The following is a 23,585-nucleotide window of genomic DNA, read 5'->3' as shown; positions in this document are numbered from 1 at the left end:
CTTTTAATGGTTATTCTTATAGTAACACATTAACGAGTTTTTGTGCAAAAACATCCGGATTATCCATAATAAACATATGGTTTCCTTTGAATTCCTCAGCCCTGAATTCATTAACAGAATTATCCCTATACCAGTTAACCAGCTTGGGAGAAAAGATAGATCCCGGATTAGCATAAAAGTAAACAAGCGGGACATTCATCTTTTTGAACACTTCCCTGTTATCCTGTGCATCCAAAGACTTAATAAGACTTCTAAGAACCGTCTCGTTACATTCATCCAGTCTCATTCTGATAAGCCTATCCAGAACTTTTCCCGGAACCTCTACAAGCTCCGGCATTGATTTAAGAGAGAAATCCTTATATATGGTGTAAAAATCACACTTCTCGTAACCACCTGTCTCTTTGATGATAGAATCCTCAACCTTGCTGCCAAGTTTCCACTCTGCATCATTGAGCTGTTTGGGCGACATATCGCATATTATGGTCTGCTTGATCTTGTCGCACCCATACATATCAATATACTTGAGCGCCACAGCTCCGCCCATAGACCAGCCAAAAAGATTGATATCCTGAAGTTCAAGGGTTGTTATCAGCTCATTTAGATCAGAAGCAAGAGTTTCTATTCCAACCTGCTCCTTACATGCATCTTTACTCTCTCCATGTCCGCGGAGATCATAAATGATAAATCTTGCCTTTTCCTTCATAAGCTCTACTGGCCTTGAATAAATCTCATGGGAGCTTGCCCATCCATGCAACATCACAACAGTTTTACGACCGCTTCCGATATCCTGGTAAAATAGTCTTTCTCCATCCTTTAATGTAAGCCAGCTCATTTAGTCCTCCTGGAAAAATCGGGTCACATCATCAATTACTTCAATACTTTCCGGTAAAAAGCTCTTTTGAGCAGGGAATGCATGAGTAAGTTCTTTGTTTCCTCTATAGAACATTACTTTACATTTTATTCCAGCCTTTTTAAGAGCGTCAGCAAAAGACAAGGTATATTTGCCAAGGAAGTCCGCATCACTCGATGTAAGATGCATCGGTGGAAGATTATTAATTATCTCCGGGTGCTCCGGATTCATCATCTTCATAAATTCCTTGTCCTTACGCATATCTTTGAATATCTGCTGCGGATACAGCATTCCAATAAGATCAAACTTATCTGTGTAGTACATTCCGCTAAAACACGCCATCCTTCTAACGTTTAACGTAGAAGTTCTACAGTTTATCTTCTCCCATAAGGCCTGAGATCTGTGCATAGCTACTGTGTATATTGATAAATATGCACCGGCGCTTTCTGCGACCACATTCACCCTGCCCCTGTCACCATTAAAATTATCCAAATGCTTGTCGACATATCTAAAACCGGCAGCTACATCTGCAATTTCCTGCATGAGTGTTGCGTCAGTCATCAGACGATAAGAGATGGAAAAAACCAGAAAACCTCTTATAGCCATAAGCTGACAAAGGTTATACTCAATTGTCTGATTGCCTGTATACAAGCCTCCTCCATGCACCATGATCATTACCGGGAGTTTTGCACCAGACTCAGCATGTTTTTTACCTCTGTATATGTCGACCTTAAGAGTATTTCCATCATCTCCTTGGTATTCCAGGTTCAGCTTCGCTTCAATATCATCGCGTATTACCGGCGTTATGGAATTAAGTATCGGGTCCGCTTTCCTTTGGATCATCCGGGAGAAATAATAGATAAAGCTGTTCATTTATCATTCCTCGTAATAATAGTCTGTCTGGGATGGCTCAAACATAACTGCCAGTATGCCCATAAGCTGCTTAAGCCCTTCATCTGTATTTCCATTTGGTTCATTCGGGTTTAAAGCTTTCTTCTTAGGCTTATTCATCATTTTGGTTGCTATAATGCCTATCTTTTCCACAATCTTACTAAGATCGTGTTTGTTTCCATTGATATCCTTCCATACCAGAGGATTAGGCATAGAGCCTACAGATGGCAGTTTTCTTGGAGAAGCGCTCAGTGCCGAAAGACCTGCCGGCGCGTATGGAGTAAGAGGCATTGTCATTGGCTTGGCTGCAGGAATCGGTCTTAGAGGTGCAAGCGTAAATACAGTTCTTGGCTTAGTTCTCTTACCTACAAGCATTGAGCCCGAATTGCCCAGAACTACTATCTGCGGATGGCCTCCATACATTTCAAAGAAATCCTGAATTGCATCAGTCTTTTCTTTTGTCATTTTTTCAGCAAAAAGATATAACACATCAATACTGGACGCATTCATTCTCAATCCTTTAGCAGAAGCCATGATCTTTTTCATATCTATTTCTCTAAGGAACAGATAATTAACATAATCACCACAGGCTTTCTTAAAGAAATCCTTGTTATAAATAGTCTTGTGCGTTATAACAAGCTGATTGCCGATAAAAAGCGTAAGCTGCAGCTGGTTTACCAGGACACTTCGCGAAAACAGATCGCATGACAAACCTGCCAGAGCAGTGCTTGTATCCTTACTATATAGCGAGGATAACTCATATACAATCCTGTTAAGCGCTTCTTCTGCCAGTCCAAGTGATGCAAACTTATTTTCTTCTGCCTGCAATTCATGGAAGATCAAAGTTTCGTCAGAAGTGTTATCATCAATGACAATCTTCGATGCTTCATACTTGACCAGAAGGTCAGACATAAAGCTTACTCCTTGTACCTTCTTAAGCTGACTGATATTGCTTCGGGTCAGCATCAGTTCTTCTTTACTCATCTCACTTTCAGGGAGCTGAGTATCCAGTATTATAATGTTATTAAGGCCCAGCTCTTCTTTGCTACTTGCCAGCTTCCTTGCATATGCAGGAGATGTTTCATAATCAGTCAGTATCACATCTGTGATTTTTTCTCTCTCTATAGCACTTAACATATCCTCAATGTTTCCCATGATCCTGTAAGGATACAAAGAGATGACTGCGCCAGTCATATTAAGGGCATAGAAACTGTAAATAGCTTCCTTGGTCATAGCACCGGGGATGATCACACGAGCTTTTTTCCCGCCTGTCATATTAATAGCAGAAAAGACTTCAGCATATTCGTCCCATTTTCTGAACATCTGCCTATAAGATACTGTCTTTCCATCACATTTAAGAGCAGGTGCATCCAATCTGGTTTCATCAAAAGAGTTAAGAGTCTTGATAGCCTTGTACATCTTCATATTGCCAGACTTACCCGTCTCAATACTCTTTTTAAGCTCTTTATACTCTTTTTCCTTCTGTACTGAATTGATCTGCCTGTCAGCGTAAATAGCAGCCTGTTCTTCAAAGAAAGCAAGCATCTTGGTATTAGCATCCTTACTCTGTGGAAAATCAGGATGAGCAAAGTTGAAGGTATGGTTAAGATATTCCTCGCTGTAGTACAGCAGCTTAGAGGTCTTACCTGCGCGTTTGAGAGCTTTACTATAAGAAATAGTGTACTGATTAAGGAAATCTCCCCTGCTGGTAACAAAAAATGTCGGTGGAAGATTATTAACTATCTCAGGATGTTCAGGGTTCATGTACTGGATAAAGTTAGAGTCATCCTTTCTGTCACCATAGAACTGTTCTGACAAAAGAGCTCCCAAAATATCGTCCTTGTTGGTATAGAACATTCCACAGGAAATACCAAGAGCCTTAAACACCATTCTGCTGGGTTCGTGCCCTATTACGCGCTGCAATTTAACTGAATTCTTCATGGCAGCGGTATAGATTGCCAGGAATGCACCCGCACTATCAGCAGTCAGGAAAATCCTGGAGTAATCCACATCGTACTCAACAAGCTTACTTCCAACAAGATCAAGCCCTGCGCAGACGTCATCAAGCTGTTCACAGACATTGGCTCTTGGGGCGAGTCTGTATTCTATAGCAAATACGAGATAGCCTCTTGAAGCCAGATCTCTTGACAGATTCAGTGAGATTTTACGGTCACCGGTAACAAGGCCTCCACCATGTATTGTTACTATTACAGGAAGCTCTCTCTCATCATATTCCGGTCCAACAGGCTGAAATATATCCATTGCAAGAGGAATTCCTTCACGGTTAATGTATGGGAAGTTTCTTGCTTCCTTGACATTATCAGGCGCTTTTTCCTCAGGCGGCTGTTCACCGCTGCTACCAAGTCCCTGTATAACCTCAAGTCCAATACGTATGGCTCCCCTTCTGATCTTTCCAGCCATCGTCTTATCATTACCAGCCATCTAGATTCCTCCTTTCCGGATATCATTTAAGCTTTCCCAGTCCTCTTTCGTTCATTACATCTACAAAAATCTTGTCATAAGTAGGTATCATTCCAGGATCATTATGCAAACTAAAGTGATCCCTGTCAGGGAAGTCTATAACCCTGAAATCTGCTGAGTTCTGTTTAGCAAGTGCTATTCTGATCTCAATCTCTTCCTGAGTGTTGTTCTGTATTGCAAGAAGGAGTATTGTAAGACCCTCATAACATTCAAAGGTCTTAGGTCCTGCATTCAGGAAACTCAACATACTGTAAGCAAATAACATATTCTCTTCAGGAATATTGTTTTCCTCAAACTTCTGAACAAGGAACTCATCCAGATCCTCATGTTTGTACGTCTTGGCAAAGCTCTCACCCTGTGATGGAACCATATCAGAGTCGCCAAGGAATACTGTAGGTGCACTTCCTCTGATCCTCCTTATCTTGGATGCCAGGCTATGTCCAAGTTCTCCTCCAAAGGAATAACCAATAAAGCCAAATATTCCGTCATCCTTAGGAAGTGACAGCTCAAGTAGTGTTACTACTGAATTTGATACCTCATCAAAGTTCTCTCCCGGGAACAATTCGTTGTAGTTGTAGTTAATATCCTCTACTACGATCACATTGAATCTCCTGCACCAGTCATCAACAAAGTGCTGAATACTCATCTGAAGGACAATTCCCAGCACGATGACCATGGTAGGTTTCTCAGGGTCGTACTCGTTATAGTATTCAAATACTCTCATTCCCTTGCGCTCAAGCTTTCTGACAAAGGATGTACCAAGCATGTCAGTAAGCTTGAAGTTGCTCTTAGTAATATCAGCAAGATATGACATTACCTTGGAGGATAAAAGATATCCTGTGAGCCCTGTACATGCACTTATAACAGGATGACAGGCAATTACAAGGAAGCTTTCATCATCTTTTCCTGTTATGCAGAATACGTTAAAGAGCTGCTCAGTAAGCGTGTTGATCTTCTTTTCAAGAAGCGTTTCATGAAGCTTCATTGCTTCTTTTTCAGGATCACTCTTGCCGGCATCTATGAAGGTTGCAGTGAGCCTTCGGCTTGTAAATACGAGCCTGTCTGCTTCCACATTCTCATGAGCAAAGGCAGTATTAACAACTGTAAATCTGCTGTTTACCTTATCAAGAGTCTTCTGAAGGTCTTCTTCACCAATCTTGGTACCAACCTTGAATACTCCTGCGTAGTTGTACTTACTAATGTCGCTGCCTTCAAGTATCTGAGTAAGATCATCTGCTTCAGCCTGTGACAGAGGTCTTATACTCTCAATTGCTTCTCCTGCAGAAGTTACCTCATTCATTACGTAGTCAAACTCTTTCTGTGACCACTCCTTCTCCTGATAATCTTCAGCAGTGTAGATAGTTTCTTTCTGAGCATTCAGGAAAAGAACTTCATCCTGCAGCTGAGTTAAGATATTCTCTGCAATACTCTCTATCTTGTTCTTACTGTAAATAGCCTCATTGTAAGTAATATCGATTCCGAAGTTACCGCCAGTAACTACGCAGTTAATGTTAATATCAGAGCCAAAGCCATTTTCGCCAGGGTTACTATATGCAAATTCTGGAAGCTCAAGTACTCCCTGAACCGGTTCGAAGTATCCGCCTGACCTGTCGGCATCATCCATTTCGCCCAGATAGTTAAAGCTGATCTTGGCAATATGATCTGCTGAGTATGTAACCTTATTATCTCCATCTATGAAGCGGAGAATGTTGTAGCCAACGCCCTTAACAGGAACTCTGTGAAGAGTTTCCTTGGTAAGTACCAGATCAGCTTTAAGGTCATCTCCCATACCACCTGTGATTCCGCTCAGTACAACTGGGTAGATAGAAGTAAACCATCCAACTGTTCTGTCAGTAGCAAGCATTTCAGAGATATCCTCTCGTCCATGGCCCTCAAGCTGAATAGAAACGTCAGATACTTTTTCTTCCTGACAATAAGCTCTGGCAACTGCTGTTATGAGAACATCGTTCATATCAAGATGGATCACATCTCTCTTAGCACCCAGAAGTGCCATTGTATTGCTCTTGTCCATCTTAAGGCTTACAGAGCCAAAGGTTCTGTTATAATCCTTGGCATCTGAATATGGCATTGAAGAAAGCTTCTCCTGAACCTTATTCCAATATGGAATCTCTGATGCAAGAACGTCACTGTTTCTATAAGTCTTAAGAGCATTTACATAATCTCTGTAAGTACTTGTCTTGGAATCAAGAGTAATCTCTTTATCCCTGAGTGTAAGCTTATAAGCCTTCTCAAGATCCTGAACAATGATTCTCCAGGATACACCATCGATGATAAGGTGATGCGCTGCAATAAAGATCATATCCTGATCATTACCATGAATAAGTGCTACTCTTACAAGAGCCTTCTCCATGTTGATACCATTCTTTACATCACTACAGATCCTTGCCACATCACTATCTGATGAAGCTGTGTACTCCTCGAGTGGCACGTCACTACTTACGCCATTTACAAGGAGCTTACCATCTCTATAAACTGCCCTTAACAGGTCATGCTGATAGAAAATAGCCTTAAGTGACTCTTTTAACTTATCTATTTCTGCACGTTTCTTCATACCAAGCAGAATCTGCTGTGTGAAGTGTGCGCCCTGTGGAAGATCAAGGTCCTTATAGAAGGCTACGATCGCACTGTCTTCAATCTCTCCCTCTATTGGATTCTGATCTATGTCGATGAGGAACATTTCTTTCTCAACCTTGGCAGCAATATCACGTGCGGTCTGCAGGCTGAGGATATCGCCAATCCTGAGCTGTATTCCCTTGTTATGAAGAATACTTACAAGTCTGATTCCCTTGATGGAATCGCCGCCAAGTGCCTGGAAGCCTGCTGTTACGCTAACCTTATCAGTCATTCCAAGAGCTTCCTGCATAGCATCAGCTACTATCTCTTCATACTTGGTCTCTGGCTCAACATAAGCATCTTCATTCATTATCTCTGGCATAGGAAGAGCCTTACGGTCAACCTTGCCATTGACTGTCATAGGAATAGCATCAAGTGCTACAAATATGGATGGAACCATGTAATCAGCAAGCTTCTTGGCCATATACTTGCGCAGATCTTCACTTACCTTATCTGCTTCAAGGCTTGCCTTCATAGCTTCCTTGAGTGTGAAGTACAGGATCAGCTGATTCTTTCTGACATCAGCTACTGCCTGCTCTACAGCGTAGTGGTCATCAGCAATCTTCTCAATTTCACCAAACTCTACTCTGAAGCCGCGAAGCTTAACCTGATTATCTATTCTGCCCACATACTCAAGCTGATCGTCAGCATTGTATCTTACAAGGTCACCAGTCTTATATGCTCTAAGCTTGTTTCCAGCAACTGTTATCTCTACGAAACGATCGCGGGTAAGTTCATCCTGATTCCAGTAACCCTCTGCAATCTGAGGTCCTGCCAGGTAAAGCTCACCTACCATCTGCTGAGGAAGGAGCTTGCCATAAGGATCACATACAAGGCTCAAAGTTCCTGGAACAGCTCTACCGATAGGAATATCTTCCTCATCTCCGTTTACTACATAGTAGGAAGAACATACTGTAAACTCAGTTGGTCCATAGCCGTTTATTACCTTAAAGGCTGTAGCAGCAGAAGGAAGAAGCTTCTCACCGCCCATCATCAGGTAATCGAGGTCAAGATCCTGATCATACTTCATAAGCTCCATACCAATAAGTGTGGATACAGTAAGACCAGCAATCTTGTGCTCTGCTATATACTCATCCATCTCAGGAATATTCCTACGGAGGTCTTCGCTGAAGATGTGAAGTGTTGCACCAACTGCAAGTGGACATACAAGGTCATCAAGTGATCCATCAAATGCAAAGCTGTTAAAGTGTCCATAGCTCTTTTCCGCACTTATCTCAAGCGCCTTGGTTCTCCAGCTTGCAAAATGTCCAAGTGATCTGTGGCTCTGAACAACGCCCTTAGGTCTTCCAGTAGAACCTGAGGTATAGATCATGTAAGCATAGTTATTAAGAGTAGGAAGATTTATCTTCTCCTTACCATTTCTTGCAACTGCTTCGTCAATGATCTCCTGAGTCACAACAACCTTGGCTCCTGAATCCTCCAGCATATATCTGATTCTCTCTGGTGGATACTCAGGATCAACAGGAACATAAGCTGCTCTTGCCTTCATGATACCAAGTGCTGCTATTACAAGCTCTTTGCAGCGGTCCATCTTAACTGCAACAAAGCTGTTCTCTTTGACCTTCTGTGAAATAAGGTAACGTGCAAGGGCATCAGATCTCTCATTAAGCTCCTTGTAGGTCAGGCTTCCCTTATTATCAATGACTGCCACATGCTCAGGATATTTTTCTGCCGATGCTACAAACATATCAATCCATGTAGCCTTATTCTCAGCTGCCTTTTCTCCCTTGGACAGTTCAAACAGAGCCTTTTCTGTCTTCTTATCAACAGTCTGAACAGCTGAAAGCTGCTCTTCTTTTGCAAGAGACTGTGAAGTCTGTGCGATGGCTTCTGCGAAGATCTTCATATCTTCCTCAGAGTATCTGTTTCCGTCATATTCGATAGCGATATTGTAGTCATCGCCCTCTGGATATACAGTTACAGCAATCGCAAACTTAGTAGTATCTGTTGAAAGAGCTATCTGCTCTATTCCATCAATCTGACCACCTTCGAACAATCCGCCCTGGAAGATGTACATGATCTGAGCATGCTCACCAAGGTCTGTGGCGATCTTAGTGTATGGATACAGCTCGTTAGCTGTTGTCGCACGCATCTGCTCATTCACATCCCTTACAAAGGAAAGTGTATCTGCAGGAGAAGCGCTTCTGTCTACCAGAACAGGAAGTGTTCTTGCGAACATACCTACGCTGTTCATAAGTCTTGTATCTGCAGATCGTCCGCTGCTGATAGTTACATAGAAGGACTTATCCTGTCTTGTTACTCTCTTTAAGGTTTCTGAGAATGCAGCCTGCATGAAGCTTGCAGCAGTAACCTTATTCTTCTTGCAGTACTTATCTATTGTCTTGGCACTGGTCTTAGTATTGATTATTCCGTAGGCCTTTCCATCAGGCTTAACAGAATCCATGTAGGAAGCTGCCTCTGCGCCGCTAAGAAGCTTATCAAAGTATGTCTTGGCGTCATTGTAGGCCTGTCCCTTTATGTAATCCTGTTCAAAGAGTGCATACTCACAGCCTGAAACAGTCTCTTTTTCCAGAGTCTGTCCATTATAGGCTGCCATAATATCGCGCATGAGAACTCCAGCGGAAATTCCATCGTAGATAATGTGATGGATATCCATAAAGAGCCATGTCTTCTTAGGTCCGGCAATTACTCCGATTCTGTAGAGTCTGTCACCGATAAGGATAAATGGCTGAACTCTCTTCTGGAATTCTTCAACTGGTGGCTCTTCTGGTGAAGCGTTAAAGAGAATCTGAGGTTCCTCATCTCTTCGCTTCTGCATCAGCTCACCATCCTCGAATACAATCCTTGTACTAAGATATGGATGGGCATCAATTGCCTTAGCAACAGCACCTGCAAGGCGCTTAGCATCAACACCTTCAAATACGTACAGGTTAGGCACGTTGTACTGGAGGGTTGATCTGTTAAGCTCCCACTCAACATAGATACCGCGCTGGTTCTCAGAGATAGGATAATATTCCTGCTCCTCATAATCAGGGATGCCGAGAGCCTTCTTATCAGCGCCGCCATCAAGCATAGTTGCCACATCGCGGATTGTAGGAGTCTTTAATATATCTGTTACAGTAATCTTCCTGCCGAGCTCTTTATTTATCGCTGCAGCAAATCTCATGGAAACGATAGAACTCATTCCTGCTCCCAGAAGATCATCTGTAACACCAAAGTTCGAGCTTCCGATAGCCTTGTAAGCAAGGTCAAGGAGCTGCTTTTCAAGCTCTGTTTCTGGCTCAACCTTCATGAAGCCTTCAATCTCAGGCTCAGGCATAGCTTTTCTGTTAACCTTGCCATTAGGTGTAAGAGGCATGTCATCCATCAGTACGTAGACTGTAGGAATCATGTAGTCTGTAAGTTCTTTAGCCAGGAACTTACCAAGCTCCTTGGTATCTACCTTCTTACCATTTACACATGAATAGTAGAGTACAAGCTGTTCATTCTTAACAAGAGCAACAGCCTGCTCAATACCATCAAATGCAAGAGCTCTGTTCTCAATTTCTCCAAGCTCGATTCTAAAGCCACGGAACTTGATCTGGTTATCAAGTCTTCCCATGTATTCAATATCGCCGTTAGGAAGGTATCTGCCGAGGTCTCCGGATTTATAAACACGCTCTACTCTGCCGTTTATAGCAAAGTCAATAAACTTCTCAGCTGTAAGATCCGGCTTATTAAAGTATCCGGCACCAACGTTTTCACCGCCAAGATATAATTCACCAGCCATACCATTTGGCAGAATGTGACCAGCCTTATCAACTACGTATACCTTACAGCCGGCCATAGGCTTTCCGATAGGAATGATCTTGCCATCAAAACCTCTAGGTATCTCGATATCTGTTACGTCTACAGTACACTCAGTAGGTCCGTAAGTATTAAATACTCGTCCCTTACATTTTGGTACACTTGTCATGGCTTCACCAGAAAGTCTGATGTAGTCCATCTCAAGATCATACTGAGCTCCGAGAAGCTGACCGATCTGAGTCGTAATATGAGTACCAGTTACCTTGTGCTCTCTAAAGAAAGCATATAGAAGGTCAACATCTTTACGTACTCTTTCAGGTATGATAACCAGACATCCACCGCTACTAAGTGTAGGGAAGAAGTTATCTCCTGTTACGTCAAAAGAGAAGCTTGTGTGAATAGCAACTCGGCTCTTACTATTAAGTTTCATTCTCCTGATATCATGCTGAACAAGATTCAGGATTCCGCTCTGAACTACCATAGCGCCCTTAGGCTTACCGGTAGAACCAGAGGTATAGATCATATACGCAATGCTCTCAGGCCTTGCAAGGTTCTCCTTCTTGCAACGCTTTCCTGCGTACTCTTTGTAAATATTCTTAATAAGGCTCTCTGTCAGTACAATTTCTGCCATTGAGTCTTCGAGCATGTACTGAATTCTGTCTGCAGGATAGGATTCATCAATAGGAACATAGGCTGCTCCTGCCTTATGAATACCTACTACTGCTACTGCAAATTCTTTGACACGTCCTACCTTAACAGCTACAAAGCTTCCCGGGTTGATGTTCTGAGCTTCGATATATGCTGCAATCTCATCTGATCTTTCATCCAGTTCTTTGTAAGACAGACTGCTTGTATCGTCTTCTACAGCTTCACTGTCAGGTGAGCTTTGAACAATACTCCTAAACATATCAAGCCATGTGCTGGTTCTGTCATACTTAAGAACTTCACCGACTGATACCTTAAGTGCTTCCTTCTCCTGCCCCCTGTTAGCAAGGCCAATTGCCTTAAGCTCTTTTTCCTTAGTAAGTGAAAGCGCCGTATTACCAACTGCAGTTGCAAAGGTAGTCATATCCTTCTGACTGTAACGCATTCCGTCATACTCAATCATAATGACAAGGTCACCCTTTTCAGGATAAACTGTCACAGAAATCGGGAACTTAGCTCCATCAAGGCTAAGCGGAATCTGCTTGGTTCCTTCTACCTCTCCGCTCTCATAGAGGCCGCCCTGGAATACGAAGAGCATCTCAGCATGAAGACCTGTATCCTCAACTATTCTTGTGTATGGATACAGCTCATGGCCCATGGTCTTCTGCATCTGAGCAGATACCTTCTGAACAAAGTCAGAAGTCTCAAGGCTTCCATCCTCAGGAATACCTACTGCTACAGGAAGTGTTCTTACGAACATACCCATGGTACTAAGGAGTCTTGCATCTATACCTCTTCCGTTACTGATAGTTGCATAGATAAGGTTATCCTGTCTTGTTGCTCTGTTAACAGTAAGAGCAAAGGCTGCCTGCATAAAGCTTGCAGCTGTAACCTTGTTATCTCTGCAGTAATCATCGATATTCTTAGCGTCAAATCTGTATTCTATTCTGCTGTATAAGCTTCCGTCAGGTTCTGGAGAATTAGGATAGGAAGCTGCTTCCATTCCACTTAGAAGTTCTCCATAATATGCCTTGGACTCTGCGTACTCTTTACTCTTAAGGTACTCTCCTTCAAACAGAGCAAAGTCATAAGCTGATACAAACTCACCGTTTGCTGCATTTCCCTTGGCAATACTAATAATCTCTCTAAGGAGAAGACCATTAGAAAGTCCGTCATATAAAATATGGTGACAATCCACAAAGAGATATGTCTTTTTCTTGTAAGAAGCAACTTCAATCCTGTAGAGTCTGTCATTTAGCAGATCAAATGGACATACCTTATCCTGGAAGTAGGAAACATCAGGATCCTTATCAAAGTCTGTCCTCTCAACAACAGCTTCTTCATCACATGGTTTCTGAACCAGTTCGCCAAGGTTAAAGGCAAATCTGGTCTTAAGATATGGATGAGCATCAACTGCTGCCCTGGCTGCGTCTGCAACCTTATCAGCATCCATTCCTTCAAGCACAAGGAGTGATGGAACATTGTACTGAAGGCTATCCTTGTTCATCTCCCATGCAAGGTAGATACCGCGCTGGTTCTCTGTAATAGGATAGAAATCTCTTGGTGCATTTACCTTAATCTGGCTTGCGAAGGATGTGTCTCCACCCTCAAGGGCACTAGCCAGATCGCGAATAACAGGAGTCTTCATCATCTGAGCTACGGAGATCTTTCTGCCAAGGTCCTTCTGAGCCTTAGCAACGAATCTCATCATTGCAATAGATGACATTCCAAGACCAACCATGTCGTCGGTAACACCAAATTTATCTGTTCCAAGTACCTCAGTAGCAATCTCAAAGAGATTCTTTTCAAGTTCGCTAGCTGGAGCAACCATCTCAAGATTCTGCCATACAGGATCAGGAAGGGCCTTTCTATTGACCTTTCCACTTGGTGTATAAGGCATAGCCTCAAGGCATACGTACTGCGATGGCAGCATATAATCAGCAAGAGAAAGCGCCATATGCTTGCCAAGCTTATCCTCGTCTATAGTTTTTCCATTCTTTGGCACATAGTAGAGAATAAGTTTGCCCTGTTTAACAGCAGCTGCTGCCGTCTGAATTCCTTCAAAATGAGAAGCTCTTGTCTCAACTTCTCCAAGCTCTACACGGAAACCATTTATCTTGATCTGATTATCAATTCTTCCCAGGCACTCTAAGAGACCATCCTTGTTGTATCTGCCAAGATCACCTGTGTGATACATGGAAACTCCCTTGATAAACGGGCATTCCTCAAATACTTCTTTAGTCTTTTCTTTCTGCTTCCAGTAACCTCTTCCTACCTGTGGGCCTGCGTAGCAGATTTCTCCCGGCACAGACCTTGGAAGAAGATGTCCTGTTGCATCAACTACGAACAAGTAGCCATTAGCAACCGGTCTTCCAATAGGAATTCTCTTATAAACAGTGTCTTTTTCCAGATTGAACATAGATATGATATTTGTACATTCAGTAGGACCATACTTGTTCATGATCTGTGTTCCGGTGCTGACCAGATCTGTAAGAGGCTCACCGATAAGAGTCATGTATCTCATATCAAGGTCATAACTCTTAGCCAGCATCTTACCAATGGATGTAGTAAATCCGCAGCCTGTGATCTTATTCTTTTTGAGGAACTCATATATAAGCTTGGGCTCCCTACGGATACTCTCAGGCATGATGAACATACCTGCACCTGTTGCAAGTACGGGGAATACATCCTCAATATGTGAGTCAAAAGAGAAGGAGAAGTGGTGACCTATTCTGTCCTTATCCGTAAGCTCATTATGACGTATCGTAAGCTCTACAAAGTTCATCAGGCCCTTATGGTGGAGCATAGCGCCCTTTGGCTTTCCGGTAGTACCTGACGTATAGATCATGTAAGCAAGTCTCTCCGGTGAAGCAAGATTAACTGCCTTGGTATTCTCTTTCTCTTTAACAATTGTCCTTATCTTATCCTCAGTCAGGACGAGCTTAGCTCCGCTATCTTCGAGCATATAGTCGATTCTGTCCTTAGGATATGCAATATCTATAGGCACATAGGCAGCGCCTGCCTTATGAATGCCCACAACTGCTATGACGAATTCAAGACTTCTATCCATCATAACAGCAACAAAGTCATCTTCTCTGACCTTATGACTGATCAGATAGTTTGCAACAATATCTGACTGCTCGTTAAGCTGGGCATAGGTAATACTGCCCTTTTCATCAGTTACGGCAGTCTTATCTGAATGTGTCCTGCAAATCTTCAGGAACTTATCCATCCAGGTCTGAGTTCTCTTATAATCGAGCTTATCGCCTGCAGAAAGCTTCATAATAGCCTTTCTGTCCAGCTCGCTTATCAGTTCAACATCTCCAAGATGCTCAACTCTCATCAGAGATTTAGCAGCATTTTCAATAGACCTTGCAAAGGTCTCCATGTCAGCTTTGTTATATCTTTGACCGTCATATTCGATGAAAGTTACATAGTCACCATCTTCCGGATATACAGTAACTGAAACCGGGAACTTAACAGTATCTATCAAAAGAGGTATCTGAGTGGCGCCCTTGGTCACTCCTCCTTCAAAGAGTCCGCCTTGGAAGGCATACATGACCTCAGCCTTAATGCCCTGCTGCTCAACAATCCTTGTGTATGGATATAATTCGCATTCCATTGTAGCCTGCATCTGGGCATAGACACTCTTAATATAATCTATAGCTGTAATTTGAGACTCATCACCGGCATAAGAAACCACAGGAAGCGTTCTTGCAAACATACCAACACAGTTCATAAGCTGTGAATCTATGGATCTGCCATTACTGATAGTCGCATAAACACACTTATCTACTCTGCATATTCTCTTAAGACATTCTGCAAAAGCTGCCTGCATAAAGCTTGCAGCAGTGACTCCATGTTTTCTGCAAAAAGCATCTATTCCGGAAGCTTTCATTCTGGTGAGTACTGTGCCATACTCATATCCATCACACGGTCCACCCTCTGGATAAACTGCTGCCTCGGCACCCTTAAGGAGCTTGTCAAAATATTTGCCACACGCGCTAAAGGACTTGGACTTAACATACTCTTTTTCAAAGATCGCAAAGTCGTAAGCTGTAATAGCTTCACTTGTAATCTCTCTGCCTTCATAAGCTGAGATCACATCGCGGCCAAAGATTCCTGTTGAAAGACCGTCATAGATAATATGATGAATATCAGTAAACAGCCAGGTCTTGTTCTCAAAAGTAACTACTTCTGCCCTATAGAGCTTGTCATTTAACAGGTCAAAAGGACATACCTTTTTCTGGAAGAAGGCTGTGTCGGGCTCTTCCTTAAGTGTGAATACAGGAACCTTAGCCTTTTCCGTGCCAGGCTTCTGAACAAGGTCGCCGTCAACATACTCAAGTCTTGTCTTAATATACTGATGAGAATCGATTACCTTCTCAACTGCCTTGGCAAGCTCAGTAGCATCCTTATCTTCGAAAAGATAAAGTGAAGGCACGTTGTACTGAAGTGTTCCACGGTTCTTTTCCCACTCAAGGTAAACACCTCTCTGGTTCTCGGTGATCGGATAATGATCCCTTGTTCCATAGGATGTGATAACTGCTTTATCTGCAATGATTCCGCTGCTAGCACCAAGCTTATCAGCAATGCCTCTGATAGTAGGCGCCTTCATGATATCAGCAAGTGCTATCTTAAATCCCAGATTCTGCTGGATGGCAGCCACAAATCGCATCATTGCAATAGATGACATACCCTGACTTACCAGATCATCTGTAACACCAAAGCTTTCTGTTCCAAGGACCTTGTAAGCATTTTCTATAAGGTCCTGTTCAAGTTTATTCTGAGGCTTAACCTTCTCAAGATTGCTGACCTCAGGTTCAGGAAGAATAAGTCTGTTGATCTTGCCGTTTGCATTAAGAGGAAGCTTATCCATCTTCATGAATACAGTAGGAACCATATAAGCAGCAAGGGTCTTTCCCATAAAATCCTTAAGATCCTTCTCGTCTACTTTCATGCCCTTCTTGGGCTGATAGTACAGAACAAGCATATTGTTCTTAACAGCAGAAACTGCCATCTCAATGCTGTCATATTTACATGCACAGGTCTCAACCTCGCCAAGTTCAATTCTGAAGCCGCGAAGTTTGACCATATGATCTATTCTGCCATGGTATTCAAGCTCTCCGCTTGGGTTATATCTTACAAGATCACCCGTGCGGAATACTCTTACCTTCTCTCCTGCTATTTCAAGAGTAGGGAACTTTTCAGCTGTAAGCTCTTCTCTGTTCCAGTAGCCAAGACCTATCTGTGGTCCGGCAAGGCACAGTTCACCAATAGATCCCATAGGAAGAAGGTTTCCATAGCTATCACATACAAAGCAGGAATGTCCATCATGCACATTTCCAATAGGAATATTTTTGACACTTCCATCCTCTACAGTCAGATGTGTAACGAACATTGTACACTCTGTGGGGCCATAAATATTGATGAGTCTGGCCTTAGGAAGCTTTGTCGATGGCAGTTTTTCACCACCGATCATGAGATAGTCAAGCTTAATGTTCGGATAATGCCTAATGATCTCAAGACCAAGCTGCGTTGATGCAAAGAAACCATTTATATGGTTCTTTTCAACATACTTATTGATGCCCTCGAGATTCTTTCTAAGGTCTTCACTGAAAATATGCACTGTTGCGCCGATAGAAAGAGAGCCAATGTAATCAATAAGAGATCCATCAAATGTAAGTGGAGATAAAACGCCATAACTTCCGTTACGCTTTATTCCAATATCCTTTTCCATAAGTCTTACAAAGTATCTAAGACCTTCGTGGGTAAGTACAGCACCTTTAGGCTTTCCGGTAGATCCGGAAGTGTAGAGAAGATAAGCCTTCTTATCTTTGTGACTTATGTTTATAGGTTTCTCGTATGCATACTTCTTCTGAGCCTTCTGTACATCCTCAAGTGTGATAATGAGTTTTGCACCAGAATCCTCCATCATGTACCTGATTCTCTCTTCCGGATATGCAGAATCCATAGGCATTCCGGCAGCACCCGCACGTTGGATACCGATGAGGGCTGTAAGAACTTCTTTTACTCTATCGAACTTAACTCCTACGAAGTCGCCAGGCTTAACACCTTTTTCAATGCAGTATGCAGCTACTGCATTTGAATTCCTGTCAAGTTCTTCATAGGTCATGCTGCTGGAACTATCCACAACAGCTGTCTTGTCTGGATATTTAGCAGCCATCTTGATGAAAAGATCTACCCATGTGGTATCAGGTTCAAGCTTAACAGGCTTTCCAGATGACTGTTTAGCAACACTCTTTTCTTCTTTTTCAGTGATAAGGCGAACATCCTTAAGATATTTCTGTTCAACAAGTGTTGTTGCACACTGGCCAAGAGCCGCTGCAAGCTGCTCCATATCTTTAAGGCCATAGCGAGCCTTATCATATTCAATTTCAATCCTATATTTACTACTCTCAGGATATACAGTTATAACAATTGGGAACTTGGAGGTTCCAAGTGAAAGCGGTATCTGAGATACTCTCTTATTTCTGCCACTTTCCAGGATTCCACCCTGGAAGGTAAACATTATTTCAGCCTTTATATCATGGGAGGAAACCATCTCTGTATACGGATAAAGCTCACATGCAAGGCTCTGCTTCATCTGGCTGTAAATGCCGCTAATAAAGTCTTCTGTGAGTTCATTAGCATCAGCCTTAGTTTCTACTGCAACAGGAACAGTTCTTACATACATTCCGACACTATCAAGGAGTCTTGTATCTGCTCCGCGACCACCACTTGCTGTAACGTAAACAAGCTTATCTCTCCTTACAAGTCTCTTAAGGGTCTCTGCTACTGCAGCCTGCATAAATGCTGCTTCTGTAATATTTTTATCTCTGCAGTATTCTTCAATATTCTTTTTACTGATGATAACATCCGCATGGCCAACACCCTTGCCATCCGGAACACAGGAATCAGGATAAACAGCAGCCTCTCCATCAGAAAGAAGCTCATCAAAATACTGCTTATCCTCACTATATTTCTCACTTTCTCTATACTTCTGTTCATAGAGGGCATAATCAAAGGCCGTGATTTCTTCAGGTTTAACTGCCTTTCCATCGTAGGCATCGAGTATTCCTCTCATCAGTAGACCATTTGAAAGGCCATCATATATAATATGATGCGCATCAATAAACAGCCATGTTCTGTCTTTGTATGAAACAATCTCTATCCTGTAGAGCCTGTCATTTAAAAGATCAAATGGCTTAACCTTTTTCTGGAAATAATCAGCATCAGGTTCAGTTTTAACTGTAATTAATTTAACCTCAGGTTCTGCTGATACAAATTTCTGCATCAGATCTCCATCGATATACTCAAACCTGGTTTCAAGGTATCTGTGGGCAGAGACCGCTGTCTTTACAGCACCTGCAAGGCGCTTTGGATCTACATTTTTGATCTCATAAAGAGAAGGAATGTTATACTGAACTGCATTCCTGTTCTTTTCCCAATCAAGATATACGCCCCTCTGGTTCTCTGTTATAGGATAATAGAACTGTTCCACATGAGTGATATGAAGGTCAGATGCCGACTCTTTTTCCAGAATCTTTGCAATATCCCTTACTCTGGGGCTCTTCATTATCTCTGATACTGTAATATTTTTGCCAAGCTCTTTCTTGATCATTGCAGAGAGCTTCATGATAGAAATGGATGTAAGACCAAGTCCGATAATGTCGTCTGTAACACCAAAATGTTCTTCTTTTAGTATCTCCGAAATCAGATCAAGAACCTTATCTTCCATCTCAGTTTCAGGAGCAACCATGAGAACATCACTGGATACAGGGTCAGGAAGCTGCTTTTTATCCACTTTTCCATTGACACTCTCCGGAATAGCATCAACCTGAACATAATAGGTTGGTACCATATAATCGGGAAGTGCCTCTTCCATAAAGAGGCTTAAATTCTCCTTGAACTGCTTGTCTTCTTTCTTATTTGTTTTAACAACATAGTAGAGAATAAGCTTGTCTTTTCTTACATCACAAACGCAGCTGCCTACACCGGCAAATTGCGCAGCTTTACCCTCAACTTCTCCAAGCTCAACTCTGAATCCGCGAATTTTTATCTGGTTATCTACTCTGCCCTTATACTCCAGAAGATTATCTGCGTTATATCTTGCCATATCTCCTGTGCGGTAGACAGGTATCTGCTTACCATTTACTGTAATACTTACAAATCTCTCTTTGGAGAGTTCTTCCTGGTTTCGGTAGCCATCTGCCATTTGAGGACCGGACAGGCACAGCTCACCTGTGATTCCCTTAGGAAGGAGCTTACCATTCATATCACAAATATAACTACTTGTGCCGGGAACAGGTCTTCCGATAGGAATAGTAGTCTCATCTCCCGTTACTTCATAATACGACGAGCAGACCGTGAACTCAGTTGGTCCATAACCATTGATGATCTTATAGCTTGTCTTATTTGTAGGCAGAAGTGCTTCTCCGCCCATCATAAGATATTCCAACTTAAGGTCAGGATCATACTTGATCAGCTCCATTCCAAGAAGGGTTGAAAGAGTAAGTCCCGATATATTATTTTCTTCTATGTAACTGCATATACCAGTGATACTGGTCCTAAGTTCTTCGTCAAAAATATGGGTTGTGGCACCGACAGAAAGTGGGCATGCAAGGTCATCTAATGATGCATCAAAAGAGAAATTGCTGAAATGTCCATATGCTTTGCCGTTTCTGATATCAAGTTTATCAGTTCTCCAACTGACAAAATGAGAAAGGGATCTGTGACTCTGGATAACACCCTTAGGCATTCCGGTAGATCCTGAAGTGTAGATCATGTAGGCATGATCTGAAATTTTTGCATTATTTATAGGAGCAGCGTTTTTGTAATTGGCTGCAATTTCTAAGACAGATTCTTTAGTCAGAGTGATCCTGGCACCTGAATCCTCCATCATATACTTTATCCTGTCCTTAGGATAATCTTCATCAATCGGAACATAGGCAGCGCCTGCCTTCATGATGCCAATGACGGATGCTGCAAACTCTTTTACACGGTTCATTCTGACCGCAACAAATTCACCTGCTTTTACCTCATTATCCAGAAGGTAAGCAGCTATTGAATTGGATATATCATCAAGTTCCTTGTATGTATACGTTCCGTACTTATCAACTACTGCAAGATGGTCAGGATAGGTCTTTGCAGAAGTAATAAACTTATCCACAAAGGTTTCCTTTGTTCCGGTTTCAAATCTCTCTCCGGCAGAAATCTTAGCGATCTCTTTTTCCTCTGAAGCAGGCAGAACAGACAGCTCTGTTAGCGGCTCGTCGACTTTTTCGATCATCTCAAGAACAGTATGCCTGATTGAATTGACAACTGTCTCAAGCAAAGTAATATCATTAAGCTTTTCACTGGACTGAGCACGGATTTCATACTGATTATTCGATTTGAAGATTGTGATCAGAAGGTCTGACGTACCATAGTCGATTGGAATTTTGGTCGGGCATCTTTCTTCTCCAAAATAGAAATATTCCTCATTCTCGTTAGTGGAAAAGAAATTGTAGCCAATACCAGGCTCCGTACCAAGATCCCTGCAAAAGTCCGTAAATGGATAATGATGATGGCGGATGCTCTTCATCTTCTCCATGACACAGTCATTTATAAGCTGACGGCACGTCATATCTTCCTTTTCCTCAATCAGGAGAGGGAGGTTTTCAACATACATTCCGTAGCTTTCTTTGATCTTCTGATCAAAGCGTCCACTTATGGCGATTGTATACGCTATCTTTTTTTGACTTAAGAAGGAAGAAATAACATGGCTAAAGGCTGCCTGAAAAAGCCCATCAACAGACAGTTCCTGGTCATCGGAGAAATTCTCGATCTCATCCGCATCCAGAAAAGCAGATTTCATTATGATATTGCCCAGTGGATCCACATTTCCTGCAGAAAGCGTGGACATAGGAATCTGCGCAAACCTCTCTGCATAGTACTGCTTATCTCTTTCGTAGCCGACGCTGTCAACAGGATGCTCGTCGATATATTCCAGCATGCCATAATCTTCAGGCACAACATGCCCTTTGTAGGCTGCTGACATATCTCTTTTTGTAAAGAGTCTGCCTGAGGATTCGCCATCCATGATAATATGATGGTAATTACCCAGAAGATAATTACCCTTATCTGTCTCAACAAGCTCAAACCTTACAAGAGGCTCAGTTCCAAGAGGATCCATTTTTCTGGCAAAAAACTCCTTGGCAAAGGCATCTATGTCTGAACTTTTTACTTTCTTTCTGGTTACCTGTAATTTGGCATCTGATACATATTGAACAGGATTTCCATCCTCATCAAGCTTAAAAAGAACACGCAGTTCCTTACGGTTTGCATAAATCTCCTGTAGTCCCTTTTCAACTGCATCCAAATCCACATTATCAGTAAGCTTAGTATAGCTTGGTAAAAAGAACTGTCTCGACTCCGGATATTTGACACAATCCATGAAGATTCCAAGCTGAGATTTAAGTAATGGATAAGTTTTTGTCATGTTAGTACCTTCCAAGATTTTATAGTCTAGCCTAAGTACTTCTTATATCTTCCAGAACATAAACATCTGCCAGTAGCATACAAATACTACCGCCACGACAAGTAATACTGCTACAAAGAAGTTATATACCTTCTGCGACTTAGTAATGCCATCTGCAGATATATTTTTCATACAGCCATATATGATCATTCCAATCATTATAAGAGCCAGGATTGCAATTACAGCAAATGCCCAAACATAATGATTTGAAGTTGTTTTAAGAGATGACTGTGCATAAAAGTACAGAAGTACTGAGCAAAGCGGCAGGATACATCCAACTGTGCTCCAAAGCGCAAGTTTTCTCTTGGTCTTATCTCTTTTAACAAGTCTTATCAAGCACAAGATAAGTCTGCAAATAAGAGATACAATGCCAATGAGAGCCAGAATAGCCATGATCAGGACAAGTCCAACTTCAAATGCCATCTTACCAGCAGGCTCTTCTGCAAAATCAAAATACGATCTTTCAACAACTGTCCTATCGCCCATCTTGCTGACAGCCCAAAACTCATTATCCACATTAAATGGGGTCAGTATTCCTGCATAGAAGCCATAGAACTTAAAAGCGCCATTTTCAATTGTTGTAGAGTTCTGATAGGATGCCTTTGGAAGATCCGGCATAGTTGCATAGTTTGAATAAGAATAATCGCCATAGAGAAGTGGTCTGATATTCTCTGTATATTCAAGGTCCTGCCCCTGATTTGAAACAAAGAGAGATGCCACTTTATTCTGTCTGTCCATGAGAAGGTAGTTTGAGCATCCGCTTGTTCTTCCAATATGCCCTATTGTAGGAACCGCAAAGTACACGCCCCAAAGTCCATGATAGTTTTTGGGAACACCTGTATCCGCAAAGTAATCCGTAGGAGTATACATCTCTTCCCAGGTCTCTTTGCTCATGATCCTCTCGTCTTCTCTAAGCATAGCCTTGGCAAATTTCTCGTAATCTCCAAATGTAGACGCGCATCTTCCTGCAGGGTAAAGAGCTATGTACTTAAAGGCTGCACTATATGGCTTTATTGATAAGTCAGTGTTATAGCTCACAAGTTTCTTACGGTTTTCCTGAACCCAGGGATTATCAGAAAGGTCAATATAAAGCGCGCTATGCTCCATTCCGAGTGGTTCAAAAATATTCTTATGAACATAGTCGCAATATTCCATTCCGTTTACACGTCCAACAATATAGGCTGCAAGTGCTGAGCCCCAGTTGGAATAGGAATTTATTGTACCCGGCTGATATATCTGGTCAGGTTTATGGGCACTAAGTGCCTCTTCAAGATTGGCAAAATATGTAGGATCATCAATATTAAGATCTGCAGCTACGTCCTGGAAACCAGCGGAATGATTCATCAGATCGATCATTGTGATCTTGTCATCATATTTGCGATTAGACAAAAAGCCTTCCGGGAGATACTCATTAATATCTGTATCAAAATCGATGAGTCCCCTTTCTTTGGCCTGCATCACACATACCCAGATCAGAACCTTCGAACCTGATCCCCACTCAAAAACTGTGTCTTCGCTGACAGGAATCTGGTTCTCTATATCCTGGTATCCATAAAGTCCTCTGGAAAGATCTTCATCTTCCGTAAAAACTATATATGCAAGGCCTGCTGTTGTTTCCTTTCTCTCCTCAATAAATTCTTTTATAGCTGAGTCCACCTGATCATAGGCAAGGCCTGAAGCTAGCGTCTTGTCTGCGGCATAGGCGCGAATTCCAAAAGCCTCTGTCAGGATCAGTAAAAGAACCATCAATAAACTAAGTTGCATAGCTACGATTTTCTTTTTCATATCAGATTT

The 23,585-nt window shown here is 42.1% G+C and carries 5 protein-coding genes; all 5 read right to left on the bottom strand.

The features are described 5' to 3' along the window. Positions 1–16 precede the first annotated feature (16 nt). Genes BPR_RS19415 through BPR_RS01355 form a run of 5 tightly spaced genes read right to left on the bottom strand, consistent with a single transcriptional unit; the run spans position 17 to position 23,576 of the window. Positions 17–832, bottom strand: a complete 816-nt coding sequence (locus BPR_RS19415) for an alpha/beta fold hydrolase (protein WP_013279665.1) — start codon at positions 830–832, stop codon at positions 17–19. Then, the gene (locus BPR_RS01370; RefSeq protein ID WP_013279664.1) at positions 833–1,723 is read right to left on the bottom strand and encodes an alpha/beta hydrolase; all 891 of its coding nucleotides are present in this window, start codon (positions 1,721–1,723) and stop codon (positions 833–835) included. A 3-nt stretch (positions 1,724–1,726) separates the two neighbouring features. Continuing rightward, a complete protein-coding gene (locus tag BPR_RS01365) occupies positions 1,727–4,183 on the bottom strand; it encodes an alpha/beta hydrolase (protein ID WP_013279663.1) in 2,457 nt (818 codons plus the stop codon). A 22-nt stretch (positions 4,184–4,205) separates the two neighbouring features. Further along, complete coding sequence (locus tag BPR_RS01360) at positions 4,206–21,752, bottom strand: non-ribosomal peptide synthetase (RefSeq protein WP_042256325.1); 17,547 nt, start codon at positions 21,750–21,752, stop codon at positions 4,206–4,208. A 42-nt stretch (positions 21,753–21,794) separates the two neighbouring features. Further along, positions 21,795–23,576, bottom strand: a complete 1,782-nt coding sequence (locus BPR_RS01355) for a serine hydrolase domain-containing protein (RefSeq protein WP_013279661.1) — start codon at positions 23,574–23,576, stop codon at positions 21,795–21,797. Between the last annotated feature and the right edge of the window lie 9 nt (positions 23,577–23,585).

Source organism: Butyrivibrio proteoclasticus B316 (genome assembly GCF_000145035.1).
In the GTDB taxonomy this organism is placed as follows: Bacteria; Bacillota; Clostridia; order Lachnospirales; family Lachnospiraceae; genus Butyrivibrio; species Butyrivibrio proteoclasticus.
This window is presented reverse-complemented; position numbering and strand designations above follow the sequence as displayed.